The sequence below is a fragment of the Paenibacillus sp. NPDC058174 genome (assembly GCF_042883865.1).
Taxonomy (GTDB): Bacteria; Bacillota; Bacilli; order Paenibacillales; family Paenibacillaceae; genus Pristimantibacillus.
This window is the reverse complement of record NZ_JBHVUY010000001.1, coordinates 1,991,320-2,010,365: the sequence shown is the minus strand read 5'-3', so window position 1 is coordinate 2,010,365 and position 19,046 is coordinate 1,991,320. Positions and strand designations below refer to the sequence as shown.

At 50.5% G+C, this 19,046-nt stretch carries 15 protein-coding genes; 11 read left to right on the top strand and 4 right to left on the bottom strand.

All coding sequences use genetic code 11. From position 1 onward, the window contains the following. Positions 1-121 precede the first annotated feature (121 nt). Complete coding sequence (locus ACFVVF_RS09105; protein WP_387807433.1) at positions 122-1,138, top strand: ATP-binding cassette domain-containing protein; 1,017 nt, start codon at positions 122-124, stop codon at positions 1,136-1,138. Continuing rightward, positions 1,135-1,950 carry an ABC transporter permease gene (locus ACFVVF_RS09100; protein ID WP_387807430.1) on the top strand — a complete coding sequence of 272 codons (816 nt, stop codon included), beginning with the start codon at positions 1,135-1,137 and terminating at the stop codon, positions 1,948-1,950. Before ACFVVF_RS09105 ends, ACFVVF_RS09100 begins: the two co-directional genes overlap by 4 nt. A gap of 72 nt (positions 1,951-2,022) precedes the next feature. Here the strand turns inward: ACFVVF_RS09100 and ACFVVF_RS09095 are convergent, their stop codons facing one another. Then, positions 2,023-3,486, bottom strand: a complete 1,464-nt coding sequence (locus ACFVVF_RS09095) for an MFS transporter (protein ID WP_387807428.1) — start codon at positions 3,484-3,486, stop codon at positions 2,023-2,025. Positions 3,487-3,651: 165 nt separating this feature from the next. Between ACFVVF_RS09095 and ACFVVF_RS09090 the strand changes: the two genes are divergently transcribed. The 3 genes from ACFVVF_RS09090 to ACFVVF_RS09080 all read left to right on the top strand — a co-directional run bounded on the left by ACFVVF_RS09090 (position 3,652) and on the right by ACFVVF_RS09080 (position 8,182). Further along, positions 3,652-5,310: a helix-turn-helix domain-containing protein gene (locus ACFVVF_RS09090; protein WP_387807425.1), complete on the top strand. Its 1,659-nt coding sequence runs from the start codon at positions 3,652-3,654 to the stop codon at positions 5,308-5,310. A gap of 131 nt (positions 5,311-5,441) precedes the next feature. Beyond that, positions 5,442-6,404: an iron-hydroxamate ABC transporter substrate-binding protein gene (locus ACFVVF_RS09085; RefSeq protein WP_387807423.1), complete on the top strand. Its 963-nt coding sequence runs from the start codon at positions 5,442-5,444 to the stop codon at positions 6,402-6,404. A gap of 245 nt (positions 6,405-6,649) precedes the next feature. Continuing rightward, positions 6,650-8,182 (top strand): MDR family MFS transporter, encoded by a 1,533-nt coding sequence (locus tag ACFVVF_RS09080; protein ID WP_387807420.1) that lies wholly within the window; start codon positions 6,650-6,652, stop codon positions 8,180-8,182. A gap of 266 nt (positions 8,183-8,448) precedes the next feature. On the opposite strand, the gene ACFVVF_RS09075 is transcribed toward ACFVVF_RS09080, so the two are convergent. Together ACFVVF_RS09075 and ACFVVF_RS09070 are read right to left on the bottom strand one after the other, a co-directional pair. Next, entirely contained in the window at positions 8,449-9,405 is a 957-nt protein-coding gene (locus ACFVVF_RS09075) for an ABC transporter permease (protein WP_387807417.1), read from the bottom strand. Continuing rightward, entirely contained in the window at positions 9,398-10,318 is a 921-nt protein-coding gene (locus ACFVVF_RS09070; RefSeq protein ID WP_387807414.1) for an ABC transporter ATP-binding protein, read from the bottom strand. The genes ACFVVF_RS09075 and ACFVVF_RS09070 overlap by 8 nt, the downstream gene beginning before the upstream one ends. 187 nt (positions 10,319-10,505) lie before the next feature. Here ACFVVF_RS09070 and ACFVVF_RS09065 point away from each other — a divergent pair, with 187 nt between their 5' ends. Next, positions 10,506-12,791: a winged helix-turn-helix domain-containing protein gene (locus tag ACFVVF_RS09065; RefSeq protein WP_387807412.1), complete on the top strand. Its 2,286-nt coding sequence runs from the start codon at positions 10,506-10,508 to the stop codon at positions 12,789-12,791. A gap of 125 nt (positions 12,792-12,916) precedes the next feature. Further along, entirely contained in the window at positions 12,917-13,897 is a 981-nt protein-coding gene (locus ACFVVF_RS09060) for an NAD(P)-dependent alcohol dehydrogenase (RefSeq protein WP_387807409.1), read from the top strand. A gap of 72 nt (positions 13,898-13,969) precedes the next feature. Here ACFVVF_RS09060 and ACFVVF_RS09055 read toward each other — a convergent pair whose 3' ends face one another. Then, the gene (locus ACFVVF_RS09055) at positions 13,970-14,536 is read right to left on the bottom strand and encodes a TetR/AcrR family transcriptional regulator (RefSeq protein ID WP_387807406.1); all 567 of its coding nucleotides are present in this window, start codon (positions 14,534-14,536) and stop codon (positions 13,970-13,972) included. A gap of 176 nt (positions 14,537-14,712) precedes the next feature. On the opposite strand from ACFVVF_RS09055, the gene lpdA reads away from it, so the two are divergent. The 4 genes from lpdA (at position 14,713) to ACFVVF_RS09035 (ending at position 18,954) form a co-directional block, all read left to right on the top strand. Next, positions 14,713-16,101, top strand: coding sequence for a dihydrolipoyl dehydrogenase (gene lpdA / locus ACFVVF_RS09050; RefSeq protein WP_387807404.1), 1,389 nt, complete (start codon positions 14,713-14,715; stop codon positions 16,099-16,101). Between the two features lie 29 nt (positions 16,102-16,130). Beyond that, positions 16,131-16,763 carry a biotin/lipoyl-containing protein gene (locus ACFVVF_RS09045; RefSeq protein WP_387807401.1) on the top strand — a complete coding sequence of 211 codons (633 nt, stop codon included), beginning with the start codon at positions 16,131-16,133 and terminating at the stop codon, positions 16,761-16,763. After that, positions 16,747-17,931: an ABC transporter permease gene (locus tag ACFVVF_RS09040; RefSeq protein ID WP_387807398.1), complete on the top strand. Its 1,185-nt coding sequence runs from the start codon at positions 16,747-16,749 to the stop codon at positions 17,929-17,931. Before ACFVVF_RS09045 ends, ACFVVF_RS09040 begins: the two co-directional genes overlap by 17 nt. 114 nt (positions 17,932-18,045) lie before the next feature. Beyond that, the gene (locus ACFVVF_RS09035) at positions 18,046-18,954 is read left to right on the top strand and encodes a poly(ethylene terephthalate) hydrolase family protein (protein WP_387807395.1); all 909 of its coding nucleotides are present in this window, start codon (positions 18,046-18,048) and stop codon (positions 18,952-18,954) included. The last annotated feature ends 92 nt before the right edge of the window (positions 18,955-19,046 follow it).

Sequence of the window (19,046 nt, the reverse complement as noted above, 5' to 3'; positions counted from 1 at the left end):
TCATTTTGCTTTTCCATATCCTATCACCGAATTTGAACACCTGTCTATTACGGTCGTTTAAATTCAGTTTAAAAACCGGAGTTAGGATGACATTAAATTCAGAAACATTGGAGGAATAGCAATGGGGCAAATTCAGACGAAGAGAATAGACCCGAATAATGGAGACTGGGCTGTAGAGGCGCATGGCCTTGTAAAAGTGTTTGGCGACAATCGGGCCGTCGATGGCGTGAACTTGAACGTGCGGGCCGGCTCCATCTACGGCGTACTGGGGCCAAATGGCGCCGGGAAGACGACGACGATCCGCATGCTCGCTACGCTGCTCAGGCCGGATGCCGGTAAAGCTCGCATATTCGGCCATGACGTGGAGAAGGAGTCGCAGATCGTCCGCCAATTGATTGGCGTAACCGGGCAGTATGCTTCGGTAGATGAGTCGCTTAGCGCCACTGAGAATCTGGTTATTTTCTCGCGGCTGCTGGGATTGGGACGTGCAGAAGCGAAGCGCAAGGCAGCTGATCTGCTTGAGGAATTTGGCTTGTCCGAGGCGGCGAAGCGTCCGCTTCGCAATTTCTCTGGCGGCATGCGGCGGCGGCTAGACTTGGCTGCAAGTCTCATTGCGCAGCCGCCGCTCATTTTCCTCGATGAGCCGACTACAGGATTAGACCCGCGCACAAGGTCACAGATGTGGGATACGATCCGCAGACTCGTAAAAACGGGCTCGACCGTTCTGCTCACGACGCAATATTTGGAGGAAGCCGATCAATTGGCTGATCGGATTGCGGTTATCGACCGGGGGGTAGTCGTAGCGGAAGGGACGGTAGACGAATTGAAATCATCCGTCGGCACTTCCTCGCTTCACCTTAGTGTCGAACATCCGCTGCAGATGGAGAAAGCTCGTCAAATCGTGGAACAAGTGCTCCAAATTCAAGCGGTCATCTCTCCGGAAGCGGGTAAAATTACGGCACCGATGGCTAACGCCGATCTGGTAACGGATCTGCTTATCGCATTGCGAGCTGCTGGAATTCCGCTGGCGGAGATGAGTGTTCAGAAGCCCACCCTTGATGAAGTATTTCTATCGATTACAGGCCATGGCGCCTCGGATGCGCCGGCATCCCGCGAGAAGGAGGAAGTAACGGTATGAGCACCATTCAAGTAAATGCGGCATCGGGCCGCAAATTGAAAAACCATACGAGCTTCGGCCAGACGGTACGCAATTCTTTGACGATGGCTTACCGGGGGTTGTTGAAGATTCGGCGCACGCCGGAGCAATTGTTTGACGTGACGCTGCAGCCGATTATTTTCACCCTGATGTTCACTTATATTTTTGGCGGAGCTATCTCCGGGGATGTATTGAGTTATCTGCCTGTCATCATTCCGGGTATTCTTGTACAGACGGTCATTACAACCTCTATTGTTACGGGTGTTCAGCTGCGCGAGGATATGGATAAAGGGGTATTCGACCGGTTCAAGTCGCTTCCTATTGCACGTATCGCTCCGCTTGCGGGAGCACTGCTCGCGGACACGATCCGGTATACGATTGCAACGGTGCTGACCTTCGGCATGGGATATATTATGGGTTACCGCCCTGAAGGCGGTCTTGGTTATGTAGCGCTTGCTGCGCTTCTCGTCATTCTCTGCTCTTGGTCAATAAGCTGGATCTTCGCCTTCTTCGGCGTCATCGCCCGTACAGCCTCCAGCGTACAAGGCATCTCGATGATTGTGCTGTTCCCGCTCACCTTCCTGTCCAATGCTTTTGTACCGGTCGACACGATGCCGAACTGGCTGCAATGGTTCGTCAACATTAATCCGATCTCGCATCTCGTTACAGCTGTAAGGGATTTGACGAATTCCGGAACCGCAGGCTGGGATCTAGGAATCTCCCTGATTGGAGCAGCGGTTATTGTTGCAGTGTTTGCGCCCATCACGGTTCGCGCTTATATGCGCCGGACGTAAGGCCGGGTTGGATTCATAAACAAAATGAGTCTCATCCATATGACGGATGAGGCTCATTTGTTTGGTTGAATACTATTCGTTAGTCAACAACTGTTTTCTTGGTTTGCCTAGAGCGGCGATGACAGCAAACAGCAGAAGTACAATGCCGGTAAACCTAAATCCGTCGATGATGCCTAGCGACAGCCAGCCCAATACAGAAGAGCCTGCAACGACACCTAACGAGAAGAAGGCGTAGAAGTAACCGTATGCTTTGCCCCGAAGCTCTGCAGGTACAGCTTGGATGAGCAGCGTATTAATTGACGGAAACAAGAAGGCGAAGCCGACTCCGTAAAGTCCAAGGACGATGTATAGCGTTAATGTCGTTGTAGCTTGGCTAATCAGCAGCTGACTTACTCCCATCAAGCCGATACCGATAGCCATCGTCCAGGCGGAAGCTACACGATCAAAGATGCGATTAGTAGGAAGGACGAAGATCAGTACGGCGATAATCCCGAACGTACTCATCAATGTACCGCTTAATCTAGAGTCATAGCCCAGTGTTTGAATGTGCAAAGGCAGCAAATAAGCGATGACGCCTTGCGAGAACATTAAGAAAAATGCGCCGCTATAAGCTTTGACTACACCGGAGTTGAATAAGGAAGCCGATGATGAAACGGCAGCGGCATCCGCTTCTTTCTTCGGTATTTTATATTTGCTGAGAAAAATAGCCGACAGAATGGCGAGTGCCAGCCCTAGTGAGGCTACGCAAATAAACACGAAAGGAACAGAAGTCTTGCTTGCCATGATTCCGCTAAATGCAGGTCCGATAATGGCAGCAAGTCCTACAAACGTACCGGTAAAAGCAACCTTTTTCCCCTGTTCATCCTTTTTGGTCGTATTCGCAGAGAACGTAAATGCCGCAGGGACGATTAAGCCGGCGACAAAGCCGTGCAGTAAGCGAACAACAATTAAGAAGGATGGCTCCTCAACAAATTGATAGAGCAGCAGGGCGCCGCTGGATAGCAGCAATCCGGCCATTAGAATTTTGAACGGTCCGATTTTGTCGGTCATAATGCCGGATAAAATATTGCCGATCGTGTTGGATAACGAATAGAGTCCGATGACAAAGCCTGCAACAAACGAGCTTGCACCGACGGATGCGGCAAAGGTGCTCATAACCGGCAGCTGCGAGAACAGATCAAAGAAGGAGAAGAATACGATGCTGTACACGAGCAGGCTATAGTTGAACGGCTTTATCGAGTACCTCGTCTGTGCCTTCTTGAGCTGCCAATCCAGCAGAAAGTTGCCGAAAGGGACGAAGGCTGCGGCAGCCGCTGCCGCTGGCCAAAGCAGGCTCCAGTTTACTCGTATAGCCGCATATAAGATCGTTAGCGCATAAAGACTAAAAATGCCCCCGTGAATGCTTCCAACAATGGTGACTGCCTGCCCGATGCCCCAAATATATTTCAAAGGCATAGCGATACCGAGCAAAACTAATAATGAAATGCCGTCTAAAAGTCCAGTAATACGTAAAAGGTAGATGGGATGTGCCCGCACTTGAGATGCTCCTAATTTTATATTTTCACCAGCCGCTTCTGAAAAGAGCCAGCTTATCCATTATAATAGAGGAAAACGTTCCGTGCACCCTTATACGGCCTTTAGACAAGAATACGTCAAAAGGATGGAATACATTCACACTTAATGGTTATGGAGGCTTTAGTTGTGACAAACAGGATTGTCCCCGAGTGGGAGGCGTCCCACTTTCCGTTATATATGGCTGACAGCATTCATTCGGTCTACAGTACTTCGAGCCGTCCGCTGCATCACATACATGAGCGCCTATCGGTATTGATTGCAATTGTCAGCGGCAAAGGCAGCTTGAAGACAAGCGATCAAGTGTATGAGCTGACGGAAGGCAGCGTTGTTTTGCTTCCGGCACACAGCGAGGCGGAGCTGGCCGCGAGTTCCGCACATCCGCTTCATGCTTACACGCTGGCTATCCGTGCGCGGGAGGGAGCAAGCTCCCTGAATGCGGGAGCTATGATGCAGAGGAGCGAGGCGGCCTCCAATTCCGTCGTTTATTTTCTGCCCAATGAACCGGCGATTGCGGCTCATGTGGAGGAACTTTATGTCCACCGGCTTCCGGAGAATGAAATTCGCCATGTGCAGAACCAAATTATTTTTCATCAGATTATATTGCAGCTGCTTCAGGGACAGGAGGCCAAGTACTCGGGAAGCGAGCAGCCCTCTATGGAACGAAGCATTGCCTATTTGGAAAACCATTTCAACGAGAAAATAACACGAGAGCAATTAGCCGAAATCGCGGGCGTGAGCCATTCGCATTATTCGATTCTGTTCAAGCAAATGACCGGCTTCTCGCCAAGTGACTATTTGTCGCGGCTTCGTGTTCACCGTGCCAAGGAGCTGTTGATTGGCGGATCTGGAACGCTTAGAGAAATTGCGTTGAAGGTCGGCTATAAGGATGAATTTTATTTGAGCCGCCGGTTCAAGCAGCAGACGGGAGCTTCGCCTTCAGGCTATAACCGGAGAAAGTTCGAGCGCGTAGCTGTACTGCTCTCACCCTACGCCAGCCATTTGCTGCTGCTTGGCCTGGAGCCGGCTATCATCATTTCGGACAGCAGCGAATATGTCCATACATCGGAATTGCAGCCGCCGCAGTCGATTACCTTTATTAACATTAATAGTTCCATTGAACAGGTAAAGTCTCTATTGCTCGAGGCTGACATTGAACTGATTATTGGAGCTCAGGAGCATTTGGAACTATCCGGTCTCCATGCAGGGCATTTGCGGGCTGTGGCGCCTGTTGCAGAAGTATCCTGGATGGATATGGGCTGGAGGGAGCATTTGCGAATTATCGCTCAGATCATTCAACGGCAGGAGCGGGCCGAGCAATGGCTGGCGGAATTCGAGCTGGAGGAACAGGCGGCTCGTTCACTTGTGAAGCAAAGCAAGGCAGCGAATGAGACGATAACGATCGTTGTCATTAAACCGGAGCAACTATTTATTTATGGCAACCGCAATTTCGGCTATGTCATCTATCAATCACTGGGCCTTAATCCGCCGCTAAAGGTCAAGCAGCAGATGGACAAGCTTGGGGACCGGTTTCATTCTATACCTGTTGACCTCTCGGAGCTGGCAGAATACGCGGGAGATCGGATGCTCGTCATTATTTTTCCCGATATTAAGGGCTCGATTGAGCACTCTGAAGCGGTATTCAAGTCGAACTGCTGGGAGGAGCTTCCGGCCGTACAGCAGCAGAACGTTCATGTACTTGATCTGGATGAGTGGATTCCGTACAATCCGATTTCTATTCGCCTGCAGCTGCAGCGGGCAGTTGATTTATTTACGGCCAATCAATAGTACAAGTTAATTTTCCAACAAAAAGGCATGGCTCGGCGAAGAGGGTATCCCTATAATTGGTGTAGACAATGAAAATGATAATTATTTTCATCATCATCAAAGGGACAATATAAAAGGGAGAGACTCATCGTATGAAAAAGCTTGCCGTTCCATTTATTCTGCTTTTTGTTATTATTCTGAGCGCTTGCGGCGCCAACCAAGCGAACAAATCAAATAAGGATGCGAATGCTGCATCTTCACCGGCACCGACAGAAGCGGCATCCCCGTCTAATGAAGCTGCTACATTTACTTATCAATCGGAGACAGGGCCTGTTGAAGTGCCAACGAATCCGCAGCGTGTTGTCGTGATCACCCGATTCTTGACTGGTAACGTAATGGCACTTGGCGTACCGGTTGTCGGCGTTGACGAAATGTCCAAAGAAAACCCTAATTTCAAGGATAAGCTGGCAAATGTAGAAGCGGTAACGGACGAAAGCCTGGAGAAAATCATGGAGCTGGAGCCCGATTTGATTATCGGACTGGACGGTATTAAAAATGTCGAGCAGCTCAAGCAAATCGCGCCAACCGTCATTTATACTTACGGCAAAGTCGATTTCTTTACCCAGCAGCTTGAAATCGGCAAACTGTTGAACAAAGAGAAAGAAGCGCAAGCCTGGGTGGATGATTTCACTGCCCGTTCGAAGAAAGCAGGCGAAGACATTAAAGCGAAGATCGGTGCAGACGCGACAGTGTCGGTTATCGAGACGTTTAACAAGCAGCTTTATGTGTACGGGGACAACTTTGGCCGCGGTACAGAAATTTTGTATCAGCAATTTGGCCTGAAAATGCCGGAGACGGTAAAGGAAGCGACGAAAACAGACGGCTATTTGGCCTTATCGACGGAAGTTTTGAACGAATACTCCGGCGACTATGTCATCTTTAGTAAAAATGCCGAAGAAGACAACTCGTTCCAAAACACCCAGACGTACAAAAGTATCGACGCTGTAAAAAATAATCATGTCTATGAAGCCGATGCTAAAGCATTCTACTTCAATGATCCAATTAGCATGGAATATCAGCTTCAGTTTTTCATTAAAAGCTTTCTTGGCCAATAATCTGACCAATGAATAATAAAGATTAGCGGGTACCGTTGAGAGACAATGACGGACCCAAATAAACGCCCTTGTGCGTATCCGAAAATCGGGTACGTCAGGGGCGTTTTGCTGTTCTCCATGTAAAGTTTCGATGGTGGGAGAATGGATTTTGAGAATATACATAAATTGGATAAAGAAAAGCTTCATCAAACAACGGATGCTGCCTTAGTCGGGTAAATTGAGCAGGCGGAGGGGACATACACGTAATGAAGATGGCAAATCGTAATCATATGGGCGTAATTATCGGGGGTTTGCTGCTGGCAATCCTTATGGCATCGATGGATAACACCATCGTAGCCACTTCAATTGGTACGATTGTCGGCGAATTGGGCGGCTTCGATAAATTGATGTGGGTTACCTCAGCCTACATCGTGGCAGAAATGGCCGGCATGCCGATTTTCGGCAAGCTGTCGGATATGTACGGGCGGAAACGTTTTTTTATATTCGGCATTATCGTTTTTATGACCGGTTCTGCGCTATGCGGAACAGCGGAGTCAATCGTTCAATTGAGCATTTACCGAGGGATTCAGGGGCTTGGCGGCGGAGCGCTGATGCCGATTGCCTTTACGATTATGTTCGATGTCGTTCCAGTGCATAAACGGGGCAAGATGGGCGGCTTATTCGGCGCAGTATTTGGCCTCTCCAGCTTATTCGGGCCGCTTCTTGGCGCTTACATAACCGACTATATTCATTGGTCTTGGATTTTTTATATTAATTTGCCTTTGGGTCTCATTGCGTTCATCATGATTGCTTTCTTTTACAAGGAGTCCGTCGTTCATTCCAGGCAAAAAATCGATTATCTTGGCGCAGCTTTGCTGGTAGCCGCAATCGTCTGCCTCATGTTCGCGCTTGAGCTTGGCGGGAAGCAATATGCTTGGAATTCCAGCTTTATATTAGGCTTATTCGCGGCTTTTGCCGTGCTTATGACCGGCTTCGTGTTCGCTGAGCGGCGAGCGGAAGAGCCGATTATTACCTTCGGCATGTTCAAGAACAGACTTTATACGACAAGCAACATTATGGCGATGTTCGCGGGAGCGGCATTTATTACAGCGTCGGTCTATATCCCGATCTTCGTTCAAGGTGTTCTTGGCGGCTCCGCAACTAATTCAGCGCTAGTGCTGCTCCCGATGATGCTGGGTTCCGTTACAACGGCGGCAGGCGGAGGTCTGCTCATGACCAAATTGAAGTACCGGACGATGATGATTCCGACATTGACGCTGCTAGTCATAGGAATTGGGCTATTGACTACGTTAACGTCCGGTTCATCGCACTTCATCGTAACGGTCTTTATGATTCTGGTCGGCCTCGGGATCGGGGCATCATTCTCCGTTTTGAGCAGCGCGGCCATTCATGGCTTTAGCATCCGGCAGCGCGGCTCCGCCAGCTCAACGCTTAACTTCATGAGGGCACTCGGGATGGCGCTTGGCATTACTGTATACGGCATGATTCAAAGTCATCTGTTCCGAAATAAACTGGATGCCCAATTCACCGGGGGCCATGCCGGGCTGCCGGAAGGACTGGATTTGAGCGATCCCCGTAAAATATTAACGCCGGAAACGCGGGATCTCATCCCGGCTTCCGTATTGGATCAAATTACGGATGCGCTCAGCTCCTCCGTCATTCAGACCTTTGCTTGGGCGCTGATCCCCTCCGTCATTGCATTGCTGGCGTCCTTCGCCATGAGCAAAGAGAAGCTGGACCCTGCAGCCGAGCAGGAACAATACTCGGCTTCGCATTAAGTGCTGGGGAATGCTTTGATTTTGCTTTTAATAGTCAGGTTAATGGCAGACGGAGCAATTGAATGATTCTGGAGAAGCGTCAGCGTTCACTTTTGTGAGGGGATTCCAGCCTTGACTCGTTGATTCAATGGAATCCCCGAGCAATGGCGAGCGGAAGAACATTCAATTGCACAGGATGCTGTTTAATCTGAACAACAAAAAATAGGCTATCCCCTTCGTCATCTTAATGACTTGGGACAGCCTATTTTTAGGTCATATACAGATCATTAAGCGGCCACATCGCGCTTCGTGAATAGAAGCCACGCGATAAATTGGAAAGCCAAGTAATAGATGACGAGCGTAATGATGGAGAAGGACAGTGTCATCTCCGGCCGGAGAGGAGAAGCTCCCTCCAAATATTGCGTCAGGTCGATGTTGGCGAAGAGCAAATATTTCACCCAGCTGTAGCTGCTTAGCAGCATCGTTACCGTATTGCCTACCAGCATGAACAACAGCGAGAACGCAATCGCCATGGAGGAGCTGCGGAATGCGGAAGAGATCATAAAGGCCATCGTGACGTACATAATGAGCGAGATGATAGAGAAACCGTATTTTTCCAATATTTCGAGAATCATTGGGCTTTGTTGGACGATACCGGTCTCAGAAACGGACAGAAGCGGCTGATTCATCCCGTCGAAGCCTTCCAATATGCCGCCTGCAGCGAAGGAAGATCCCAAGCAAAGCAAGAGCAGGAACAGGGCGAAGCCCATCGTAGCGATATATTTGCTGACCATAATTTTTGTCCGGGAAGCGGGACCGACGAGCAGCAGTTTGATCGTTCCCCAAGTGAATTCGGCCGCGATCATATCAGCTGCAATGATTACAGTTAATATCGTGACCAGAATGATTAGGTTGGAGGCGTTGTTCACATAATCCCAAAGCGACAGCTCGTGGGGGTTGACGCCCTGCTCCAAGTAGTATTCATTAAGTTTAATCTGCTCGGTCATCCTCGTTTTTTGATTGTCGTTAAGTTCCTGATTGCTCTGCAGCTCCTGCTGCATCCGGCTGTTGTCTTGAGTTAAGCTTTGCTGCCAGTCCGGGTTGGCGTTCTTGTGCGCTTCCCAATTCATAAGCCCGCTAAGCAAGGCGACGGTGAGGAGCAGAAAACCGATCATCAGCCATGTGCGGGGACGCCGGTAAATTTTCATATTTTCATTCTTAATAAGATTCGTTAAACTAGACAACCATTTCACCCCCGGTTATTTCGAGAAATTGATCTTCCAGCGATTTTTGCACGGCGTGAATGCCTAATACTTCAATCTCCGCATTGACGAGGAGCTTCGTAATATGTGGGACGGCTTCTTTATCTGCTGTTAGTTCCAGCTGGCTGCCCGTTACGCTCATTCGAGCCGTATCGAAGACGGAGGCGAGCAGCTGCTCTGCTGCCGGAATATCGTCCACCTCAATAATGATCTTCGTCTGCGCAGCGTCCCTTGTTTCCTGCAAGGACCGGATGTCCATCAGCTTGCCGCCTTGAATGATGGCGACTCTGTCGCACATCAGCTCCATCTCGGAGAGCAGGTGAGAGGAGACGATAACGGAGATTCCCTCTTCTCTTGTCAGCTTTCGCAGGTAATCCCGCAGCTCGCGAATGCCTGCCGGATCAAGGCCATTGGTTGGCTCGTCAAGTATAAGCAGCGAAGGGCGGTGCAGAATCGCTTGTGCGACGCCAAGACGCTGGCGCATGCCAAGAGAGTACCTTTTCACTTTCTCGTGAATCCGGTTCTGCAGTCCAAGCATCGTGACGACCTCATTGATCCTTTCTTTTGTAATGCCATTGTGCCGGCGTGCGAAATGGGTCAAATTCTGATAGCCGGTCAGAAACTTATACATTTCCGGATTCTCGACAATGGCCCCGACATGGGTCATTGCGAGCTCGAAGTAATTGCGGACAGATACGCCCTTTATGAGCGCTTCGCCCTTCGTCATTGAGATCAAGCCAACGATCATGCGGATCGTTGTTGTCTTGCCGGCCCCGTTGGGCCCAAGAAATCCGAATACTTCCCCTGCGGGTATATCGAAGGTAAGATTATCTACAATTGTGCGCCCGCCAATCTTTTTCGTGACATTGCGGAGCTGCAATACGGCTTCCGTCATACGATTAAACCTCCCGAAATTGTTCTACATGAGAACTATACCGGAAGAACGTCTGGCGCAAAATAGACCTTGGAACAGGATTCTCCCCCACCTTAGGTCGAGTATGCCAGTCCCAATAGCAGACTAAGTCAAGGGGCAAGCACAGCTGCGATTGACGATGGAAAGCGCGAATTATTATAATTGCTCTATGAACATACCGATAATAACTAAATTATATATTCCCCCGTCCCGGCCCCGTGCCGTCCATCGCATCCGATTGCATGAGCGGATGGATGAAGGACTCCACGGCAAGCTTACTCTCGTATCGGCTGCAGCTGGATTCGGGAAAACAACTTTAGTTAGCGATTGGCTTGCGGCTTGCAGTTTACCGGCAGCCTGGCTATCGCTGGATGAAGGGGATAATGATCCAGCACGCTTTCTGACCTGCCTGTTCTCTGCTGTACAGACGATCGGGATTAACATCGGAGAAGGTGTTTTTGGCATGCTTCAATCCCCCCAGCCGCCGCCAGCCGAAGCATTAATGGCCGTGCTTATCCGTGAAATTACGGCGGCTGCCGGACGATTTATCCTCGTGCTCGATGATTATCATGTCATTGCAGCAGAACCGGTACAGCAAGCTCTTGCCTTTCTGCTGGAGCATCAGCCGCCCCAGATGCATCTAGTCATTGCTGCCCGTGAGAATCCTGACTTGCCGCTTGCACGTTTGCGTGTCCGCAATCAGCTGACGGAACTGCGGGCAGCGGATTTGCGGTTCACTCCGGCTGAGGCAGCCGGATTCCTCAATCAGACGATGGGCCTTAACCTCTCGGCCCCGAATGCTGCCCGATTAGCTGACCGTACAGAAGGGTGGGCTGCCGGTTTACAGCTGGCTGCTCTTTCTTTGCGGGGCCTGGAAGGCTCGGCTGAAGGCGATATCGATACCTTTACTGGCAGCCATCGTTTTGTGCTGGATTATATAATAGAAGAGGTTCTGAAGCAGCAGCCCGAAAGCATTCAAACCTTTTTACTGCAAACCTCCATCCTTGACCGCTTATGTGGTCCGCTTTGTGAAGCCGTTATGGGTAAAGCAGCGAATGATAGCCGGACACGAGGAGAATTAGCGGGATTCGGACAAGAAGTACTGGAATATTTGGAGCATGCCAATCTATTCATTATCCCGCTGGATAACGAGCGGCGCTGGTTTCGCTATCATCATCTTTTTGCCGATGCCCTGCGCCTGCAGCTGAAGCGCCGTGCCAGCGCGTTATCCGGCAGTGAGGCGTCCGGGCTGCATATCGCAGCGAGTGAATGGTATGAGGAGCAGGGCATGGAGCTGGAAGCCTTCCGCCATGCCGCCGAAGCAGGTGATGTGGACCGGTCCGCTCGTTTGATTGAAGGAGCAGGGATGCCGCTGCAGTTCCGCGGTGAAGCCGTCCCTATATTAAACTGGCTGGAATCGCTGCCGCCGGCGGTTAAAGACGCACGCCCTTCGCTTTATATAACTCATGCCTCCGCACTGCTGCTGGTTAGCCGCACAGCGGGGGTTGAACCGATGCTGCAGGCAGCAGAACGGGTGCTGCAGCATGAGAAGCAGAATGAGCAGGTCCGGGATCTGATCGGACATATCGCCTCCATTCGGGCTACGCTGGCAGTTGGTCAGCAGCAGCCCGATGCCATCTACGAACAGTCACTTCTGGCTTTGGCGTCGTTGCACCCGGATAACCTTCCGGTCCGCACCGCGGCAGCTTGGACGCTGGGCTATGCCCAGCAGCTTCGCGGAGATTATGCCGCAGCAGGCCGCACCTATGCTGAAGCGCTGTTAAACAGCGAGCAAATCGGCCACCGGATGATCGCTATTATGGCTGCTATTGGTTTGGGAAACGTTCAAGAGCTAAATAAACAGCCCGATCTAGCGGCTGAAAGCTATCGATATGCGCTGCAGTTGGGGGGAGAACCTCCGCTGCCGGTCGTAAGCGAAGCGTATCTGGGCTTGGCCCGTATCGCTCTGGAGCGGGAGGGATGGGAGACGGCCGAGCAGCATGCGCAGCAAGCTCTCTTGCTTGCCCGTCAGATCGAAAATACCGATCGCTTCGTATCTTGCAAGTTAGTATTCGCACGCGTGAAGCTCGCTCAGGGAAAAATTGCTGCCGCTGCTGCGATTTTATCCGAGACAGAACAGCTTATCATTCAGCATCATTTTGTACAGCGGCAGCCCGAGTTAGCAGAATTGCAGAAACGGGTTCAGCTACATGAAGGGAAAGCTGAAACTCTTGTCCCTATTTCTCCACGGCATGCTCTCATTGAGCCGTTAAGCGAGCGAGAGCTCGAAATATTGAAGCTTATCGCCGAGGGGCTGTCTAACCAGGAGATATGTGACCGGCTTTTTCTGGCTTTGAGCACGGTGAAGGGTTACAACCGGAATCTGTTCGGCAAATTACAGGTTCAGCGGCGGACGGAAGCAGTAGCTCGCGCTCGGGAGCTTGATCTATTGTAGCTCCAGATGTAATCAATGCAAGGCTTATCAATCCCATTTTGTAAAAACATACTTTAGTATCTGCACGTATTGCCCGAACAGTTGTAACATTCCTTATAAGTTGGCTTCCTTAGGAGGATAAAGGGATGAAAGCAGTTGTTTTTTATAAATATGGAGGACCGGAGGTTCTCAGCCTGCAAGAGGTAGATAAGCCGGCACTTAGAGATCGTGAAGTAAGAATCCGAATCTATGCAACGACGGTATCGGCAGGGGATTGCAGAGTGAGAAGCCTGACGCCTCCGCCCATGTTCCGTATTCCGATGCGATTCATGCTGGGGTTCAACAGGCCAAGGAATCCGATATTAGGCATCAAGCTGGCGGGAGAAATAGAGGCAGCAGGCAGCAAGGTAACGCGATTCCGGAAAGGCGATCCCGTATTTGGCCCGACTGGCTTCAGGTTTGGCGCCTATGCCGAATATATTTGTCTGCCAGAAAACTCGCCTCTGGCAATCAAGCCATCCAATCTCACTTATGCGGAAGCGGCTGCTGTCCCAGTCGGGGGACTTACTGCTCTAGGCTTTTTGCGGAAAGCTTGCATACAGCCGGGGCAAAAGGTGCTGGTCTATGGTGCATCGGGCAGTCTGGGCACGTACGCGGTACAGCTTTCGAAGCATTTTGGTGCGGAAGTGACAGCGGTATGCAGCTCAGCAAATCTGGAACTGGTGAAGTCGCTCGGAGCTGATCATGTTATCGATTATGCCAAAGAGGATTTTGCCGCCAGAGGAGAGACCTATCATATTATTTTTGACACGGTAGGCAAAACCTCATTCGAAGCATGTATACGGATGCTGAAGGAGCACGGCTCGTATGTGATGGCTGTCATGTCGCTGAAGCCGGTTCTGCGCGGCGTATGGACATCGATGACCAGCAGCAAGAAGGTGATTTCCGGAATGGCCGGTGAACGGACTGAAGATTTGGATTACCTCAGAACGCTAATTGAGAAGGGGAAGCTGAAGCCTGTCATCGACAGAAGCTATCCGCTGGAGCAGATGGCAGAGGCTCATCGTTATGTCGATACGGGGCGGAAAAAAGGCAATGTAGTCATTACAATAAATGATAACCAATGATAGAACAAACATGAACAAGCCATAATAAAAGCAGCCAGCTTTTATTATGGCTTGTTTTGCATAGCTGCCAGCTTAGCTAGCAATCAGCTCTTTCGCTTGCCGTTTGCCGGAGGCCAGCAGACTGTCGCTCAATGCCGGGTCGTTAACGGAGCGGGCTAATACAAGCGTTCCGACCATCGTGCTAAGCAGTGCGCTGCCTGTAGCTATATCAATGCCAGCTACATCGGCAATAAATTGGATCATCCGCTCCAGCTCTTGTGTATACACGTCGCGGACTTCTTCCGAAGAACGGGATATTTCGCTGGAGAGAGCGGGAAGAATACAACCCATTTCTGTCCGGTCACGATGAGATTGGCTTAAATAATAGTCAATGACCGCATGAATTTTGGGATCACCCTTTGCGTTCTCTGCCGCTTCCCGCAAGTAGGCGATCGTATCGCCAATCGCATAGCGGCATGCTTCGGCCACCAGCTGTTCTTTATTGTCGAAATGCGAATAGAACCCTCCGTGAGTCAGCCCTGCTCCTTTCATAATAAAAGGCAAGCTTATGTCGCGGATGCCGTTCGTTCGAAAAGCTTGGGCGGCACTTTCAATGATTTTCCCCCGAACTTTGAGCTTATGGCCCTCAGGATAAGGCATCGCAATCACTCCTGTCGCTCGAAATCGATCTTTTTTTAAAATATTATAATCATCATAATAAAGCCTGTCAATTTGTCCTGCCGGATTCGGGAAAGGGAGAAGGAGGGGATTGACGATTTTAAAATATGATGATTATAATATATTACGGTCATAATATTTTAAGGAGGAATCAAGCTATGAGTCAGCATGAAACGGTAGACAACCTGGTCATCGGTTCCGGTCCGGGGGGATATGTAGCAGCGCTGCGTTCTGCGCAGCTTGGTTTGAAGACAGCTGTGGTTGAGCGCAATGGGATTGGCGGAGTGTGCACTCATGTAGGGTGTATTCCGTCAAAAGCATTAATCGCCGAATCACATCGTTATCAGCTGCTCAATCAGCTGAACAACGCGAATGATCCGTCGATCTTCGATACTGCACAGGCTTTCAAGCAGGGGGTCGTGAACAAGCAAGCCGGAGGAGTAAGGTTTCTGCTGAAAAATGCCGGTGTGCAAATTGTAGAAGGAGAAGCCAGCTTTATTGACGAGCATACAGCTCTTATTAAAGGAGCGGGCACGGAGCAGCATATTACATTTAAGCATGCCATATTGGCGACGGGCTCCCGTCCGATCGAGCTGCCTGCTTTGCCGTTCGGCGGCCGTATTCTCTCTTCTACAGAAGCGTTATCACTGTCGCATATTCCGGCCAGCCTAGTCATCATCGGCGGCGGCTATATTGGCGTGGAGCTGGGACAGATGTATGCCAAATTCGGAACAAAGGTAACAATTCTGGAGGGGGCTGACCAAGCGCTGCCAGGCTTTGAGCCGGAGCTTACCGCGCCTGTGCTGAAGCAGCTTAAAGCAGACGGCGTAACGATCATAACCGGGGCAATTGCATCGGCAGCAGAGCAGACGGCGGATTCTGTAACGCTGCATTATTCGCAGAACCAGGAGCAGCACGCCATTATAGCGGACTATGCGCTGGTTACTGTTGGCCGGAAACCGAATACGGACGGCAGTTTGGGGCTGGAGCGTATCGGGCTGTCCGTTGCAAGCAGAGGTCTCATCGAGACGGACGAACAAGGCAGAACGGCTGTGCCGCATATTTTTGCCATCGGAGATATTACGGCGGGCCCTGCTCTTGCCCACAAAGCTTCCTATGAAGCGAAGGTTGCGGCAGAAGCGATTGCAGGCCACGCCTCAACCATCGATTATAAAGCGATTCCGCTCGTTATGTTCTCGGAGCCGGAGCTGGCAAGCGTTGGCTTAAGCGAGACTGAGGCCAAAGCGAAGGGGATTGCGGTTGTCACCGGCAAGTCGCCCTTCTCAATCAACGGCAGAGCCCTTGCGCTGCAGGCGACAGAAGGTTTTGTGAAAATTGTTGCAGACCAGACATCCAACATCGTCATCGGTGCGCAAATCGTTGGCGTGGAGGCTTCAACGCTCATTTCAGAGCTGGCTTTGGCCATCGAGATGGGAGCGACAGCAGAGGATTTGGCGCTAACGATTCATCCGCATCCGACGCTTGGGGAAGTCATTATGGAAGCGGCGGAGCAAGCTGTGGGGAAATTAACTAAAAACAGAGCCTGAAGCAATCAGGGAGAGGGAGAGACATTATAATGAAGGTCAAAACAACGGTATATTTGGTTCTTGCGGTGATTTTAATTGCTGGAGGCTCGCTGCTTGCGATCAAAGGAAGAGATGCGGTCACTCAAGCAGAGAATAGAAAACAAGGCATTCTTGAATCGGAGCAGACGGCTGTAAGATATGGCGGCAATGCGGGGAAAATCATTGAGGTGGCAGCAGTGCTAGGCGACACAGTCAAAAAGGGCGATTCGCTGTTCAAGGTTCAGCCAGCTGAAGGAAGCGCTGTTGAGGTTGTTGCGCCAGAGGATGGGCTGGTTACTAAAATCGCAGCCAACACAGGTGATGACGTTGCGCAAGGCATGCCTTTGGCTGTTGTGCAAAAGACTGCCTATTACACGGATATTTACGTGCAAGAAAGCCAAATTCAAAAGCTGCAGCTCAATCAAAGCGTTAAGGTTCATTTTCCGAATGTGAAAAAGACGGATGATGCCGAAGGGGTAATTGCTTCAATCGCCGCTGCTCCCCAATTCGCGAGTTTGCGGATGAGCCGTGAGAAGGGGCAAGCCGATTTGAGCATGTATCTGGTCCGGGTGGCTATAGCTTCAGATGCGAAATTAATGCCGGGTATGACTGCAGAGGTGGATCTTGATGAAATCGCTTCTTGAGGAATGGAAGTACGTTGCAGGCAGCAAGTTTCTCATCTCCATCTTTGTAGGACCCCTTATCGCAGCCGTATTTTTTGGCTTCATGTTCTCGCATAACCAAATTACCAAATCGCCGGTCGTCGTTATTGACGAAGATCACAGCTCTTATTCGCGGGAGCTGATCTCCAAACTGAATGCTTCCCCGTACATGAAGGTGACGAATGTGTTCGCAAACCGGATGGAGCCTGAAACGCTGCTCGCCAATGAGCAGGCTGTGGCGGTTATTACGCTTCCTTCCGATTTGGAGCTGCGTCAGCTGCAGGGCAAGTCATCGAACATCGGAATTTTGATGGATAACACGATGCCCTCCGGATTAATGGGGATTCGAACCGCTATACAAGAAATCGTCACGACGGAAAATACGACGATCGCGATGACCCGTCTGGGGCAAACGGGATGGGATGCTGAAGCATCAAAGGGGCTGATTGCTCCGTTATCGCTTCAACAGCGCATCTTGTTTAATCCGACTGCCAGCTACGTCGATTTCATGGTGCTTGGCTTCGTCAATATTATCGTGCTGATGATGACTACGTCTGCGGCAGGATCTGTTGCTCCTCGTTTACGTAAGGAAGGCAGGCTGTTTGCGAACGGTGATTCTCCGCTGCAGCTGTGGGTTCGCAGCGTCCCATACGCCGTTCTAAGCGCGCTTTCGCTGCTGTTAGCCTATGGACTATTGAAGCAAATCGGGGGGATGCGGTTCGAAGCAGCGCCGTATATCTTTATAATCCCTTTGCTCATCTATACGTTTGCTTTGTCGCTTCTGGGCATGCTGCTTGGCTACACAGCGAAAGATGCGTCCAAGGTGGGCCTAAGAACAAGCTTCGTTTTATACCCTTCGTTCTTGGCAACAGGCATTCAGCTGACTCCGCTGGCGTTTCCTGCATTTTTCCAAGTTACCGCGTGGGCGCTTCCAATGAACTGGCTGAACCGCCTTATTCGCGGTATGGCGTTCCGGGGCGGAGCGCTTACGGCTTACAGCCGTGAGATTGGGGCACTCCTCATCATTATTGGCGCTGTCTCGCTCATTATCGGGCTGCTTGTCATCCGGGAAGCACGTAAAGCGAAGATGCCTGCGGATCAGCCGGCGGAAGCGGGGGTTAATCCTCAGCTCGCTGCAGCACAAGGGTAAATCTCTTTCCTGTCTGGCGTGAGATTCGGCTGGAAAACAATTCTATGTTAGAATAGTAGAATAGTTTTTGTACGCTGGACAGGAGGCTGTTAGGGCTTCCGGAGAGGGGAAGGCATGGCAGTCGTTAGAAGAATCTTTAGAAACAAGTGGCTGACAGGAGCACTTGTCATCGTATTCGCAGTGATATTGGCATTTTCTATTTTTTCGTATTTTCTGATCAATTCGGTTTCGCCCAAATTCGCAGCCGGGAGCATCGAGGCGAAATATGCAGCGGAAGGGGAGTATGCAGTTCAATCCGCAGTAATCACAGATGAGCATGGGGAAAATTTGTACAAAATCTACTACCCTTCCGTGCTTGATGCAGCTTATCCGCTGATTGCCTGGGGCAACGGAACAGGGGCGCTTCCTGCAAATTACGACGGGCTGTTCCAGCATCTCGCCAGCTGGGGATTTGTCGTTATTGATACGTACAATACGACAACGGGCACCGGGAAAGAAATTATCGATTCCATCTCCTACATGCTGGATGAGAACAATAATTCTGCCAGTCTATTCTATCAAAAAATTCAAGCGGATCAGATTGCCGCTGCCGGCCATTCTCAAGGCTCGACAGGGGTCATTAATGCCCATACGCATTTCGAACGCGGCGCCGCTATCAAGACCGTCGTATCCATTGCGCTTCCAGAGCTGAAATATTGCGATCCGGAGGATGTCTATGATACGTCGGAACTGAAGGTACCGTTTCTGGTGCTGGGTGGAACCCGGGATTTCATTGTTTCGCCGTCTGGCTCCAACAAGCTGGCCATTAGCGGTGCCAACCCCGATGTTCCAGCCATGATGGCGATGGCCAAAGGTGCGGCGCATACTGCAATTGAGAAAGACGGCGGCCAGCATAGAGGTTATTTGACAGCCTGGATGAGATACCGGCTTATGAATGATTCCGATGCGATGCGTGCCTTCGAGGGGAAGGACGCGGAAATACTGGCCAACAAGCGATGGAAAGACGTTGTGTCGAACGGATAATCGAGCAAAATGAAGATAAAATTTTAAGACTGTTCTGCTGCTGTTTCTAGGAATCAGAGCGTTGCAGGCTGCTGTACAAGAACCTTCAAATT

Coding starts and splice junctions, on each gene's coding strand:
- ACFVVF_RS09045 (WP_387807401.1), top strand. CDS start 16,131: ATGAAGGTCAAAACAACGGTATATTTGGTTCTTGCGGTGATTTTAATT.
- ACFVVF_RS09035 (WP_387807395.1), top strand. CDS start 18,046: ATGGCAGTCGTTAGAAGAATCTTTAGAAACAAGTGGCTGACAGGAGCA.
- ACFVVF_RS09070 (WP_387807414.1), bottom strand. CDS start 10,318: ATGACGGAAGCCGTATTGCAGCTCCGCAATGTCACGAAAAAGATTGGC.
- ACFVVF_RS09055 (WP_387807406.1), bottom strand. CDS start 14,536: ATGCCTTATCCTGAGGGCCATAAGCTCAAAGTTCGGGGGAAAATCATT.
- ACFVVF_RS09085 (WP_387807423.1), top strand. CDS start 5,442: ATGAAAAAGCTTGCCGTTCCATTTATTCTGCTTTTTGTTATTATTCTG.
- ACFVVF_RS09060 (WP_387807409.1), top strand. CDS start 12,917: ATGAAAGCAGTTGTTTTTTATAAATATGGAGGACCGGAGGTTCTCAGC.
- ACFVVF_RS09080 (WP_387807420.1), top strand. CDS start 6,650: ATGAAGATGGCAAATCGTAATCATATGGGCGTAATTATCGGGGGTTTG.
- ACFVVF_RS09065 (WP_387807412.1), top strand. CDS start 10,506: ATGAACATACCGATAATAACTAAATTATATATTCCCCCGTCCCGGCCC.
- lpdA (WP_387807404.1), top strand. CDS start 14,713: ATGAGTCAGCATGAAACGGTAGACAACCTGGTCATCGGTTCCGGTCCG.
- ACFVVF_RS09100 (WP_387807430.1), top strand. CDS start 1,135: ATGAGCACCATTCAAGTAAATGCGGCATCGGGCCGCAAATTGAAAAAC.
- ACFVVF_RS09105 (WP_387807433.1), top strand. CDS start 122: ATGGGGCAAATTCAGACGAAGAGAATAGACCCGAATAATGGAGACTGG.
- ACFVVF_RS09040 (WP_387807398.1), top strand. CDS start 16,747: ATGAAATCGCTTCTTGAGGAATGGAAGTACGTTGCAGGCAGCAAGTTT.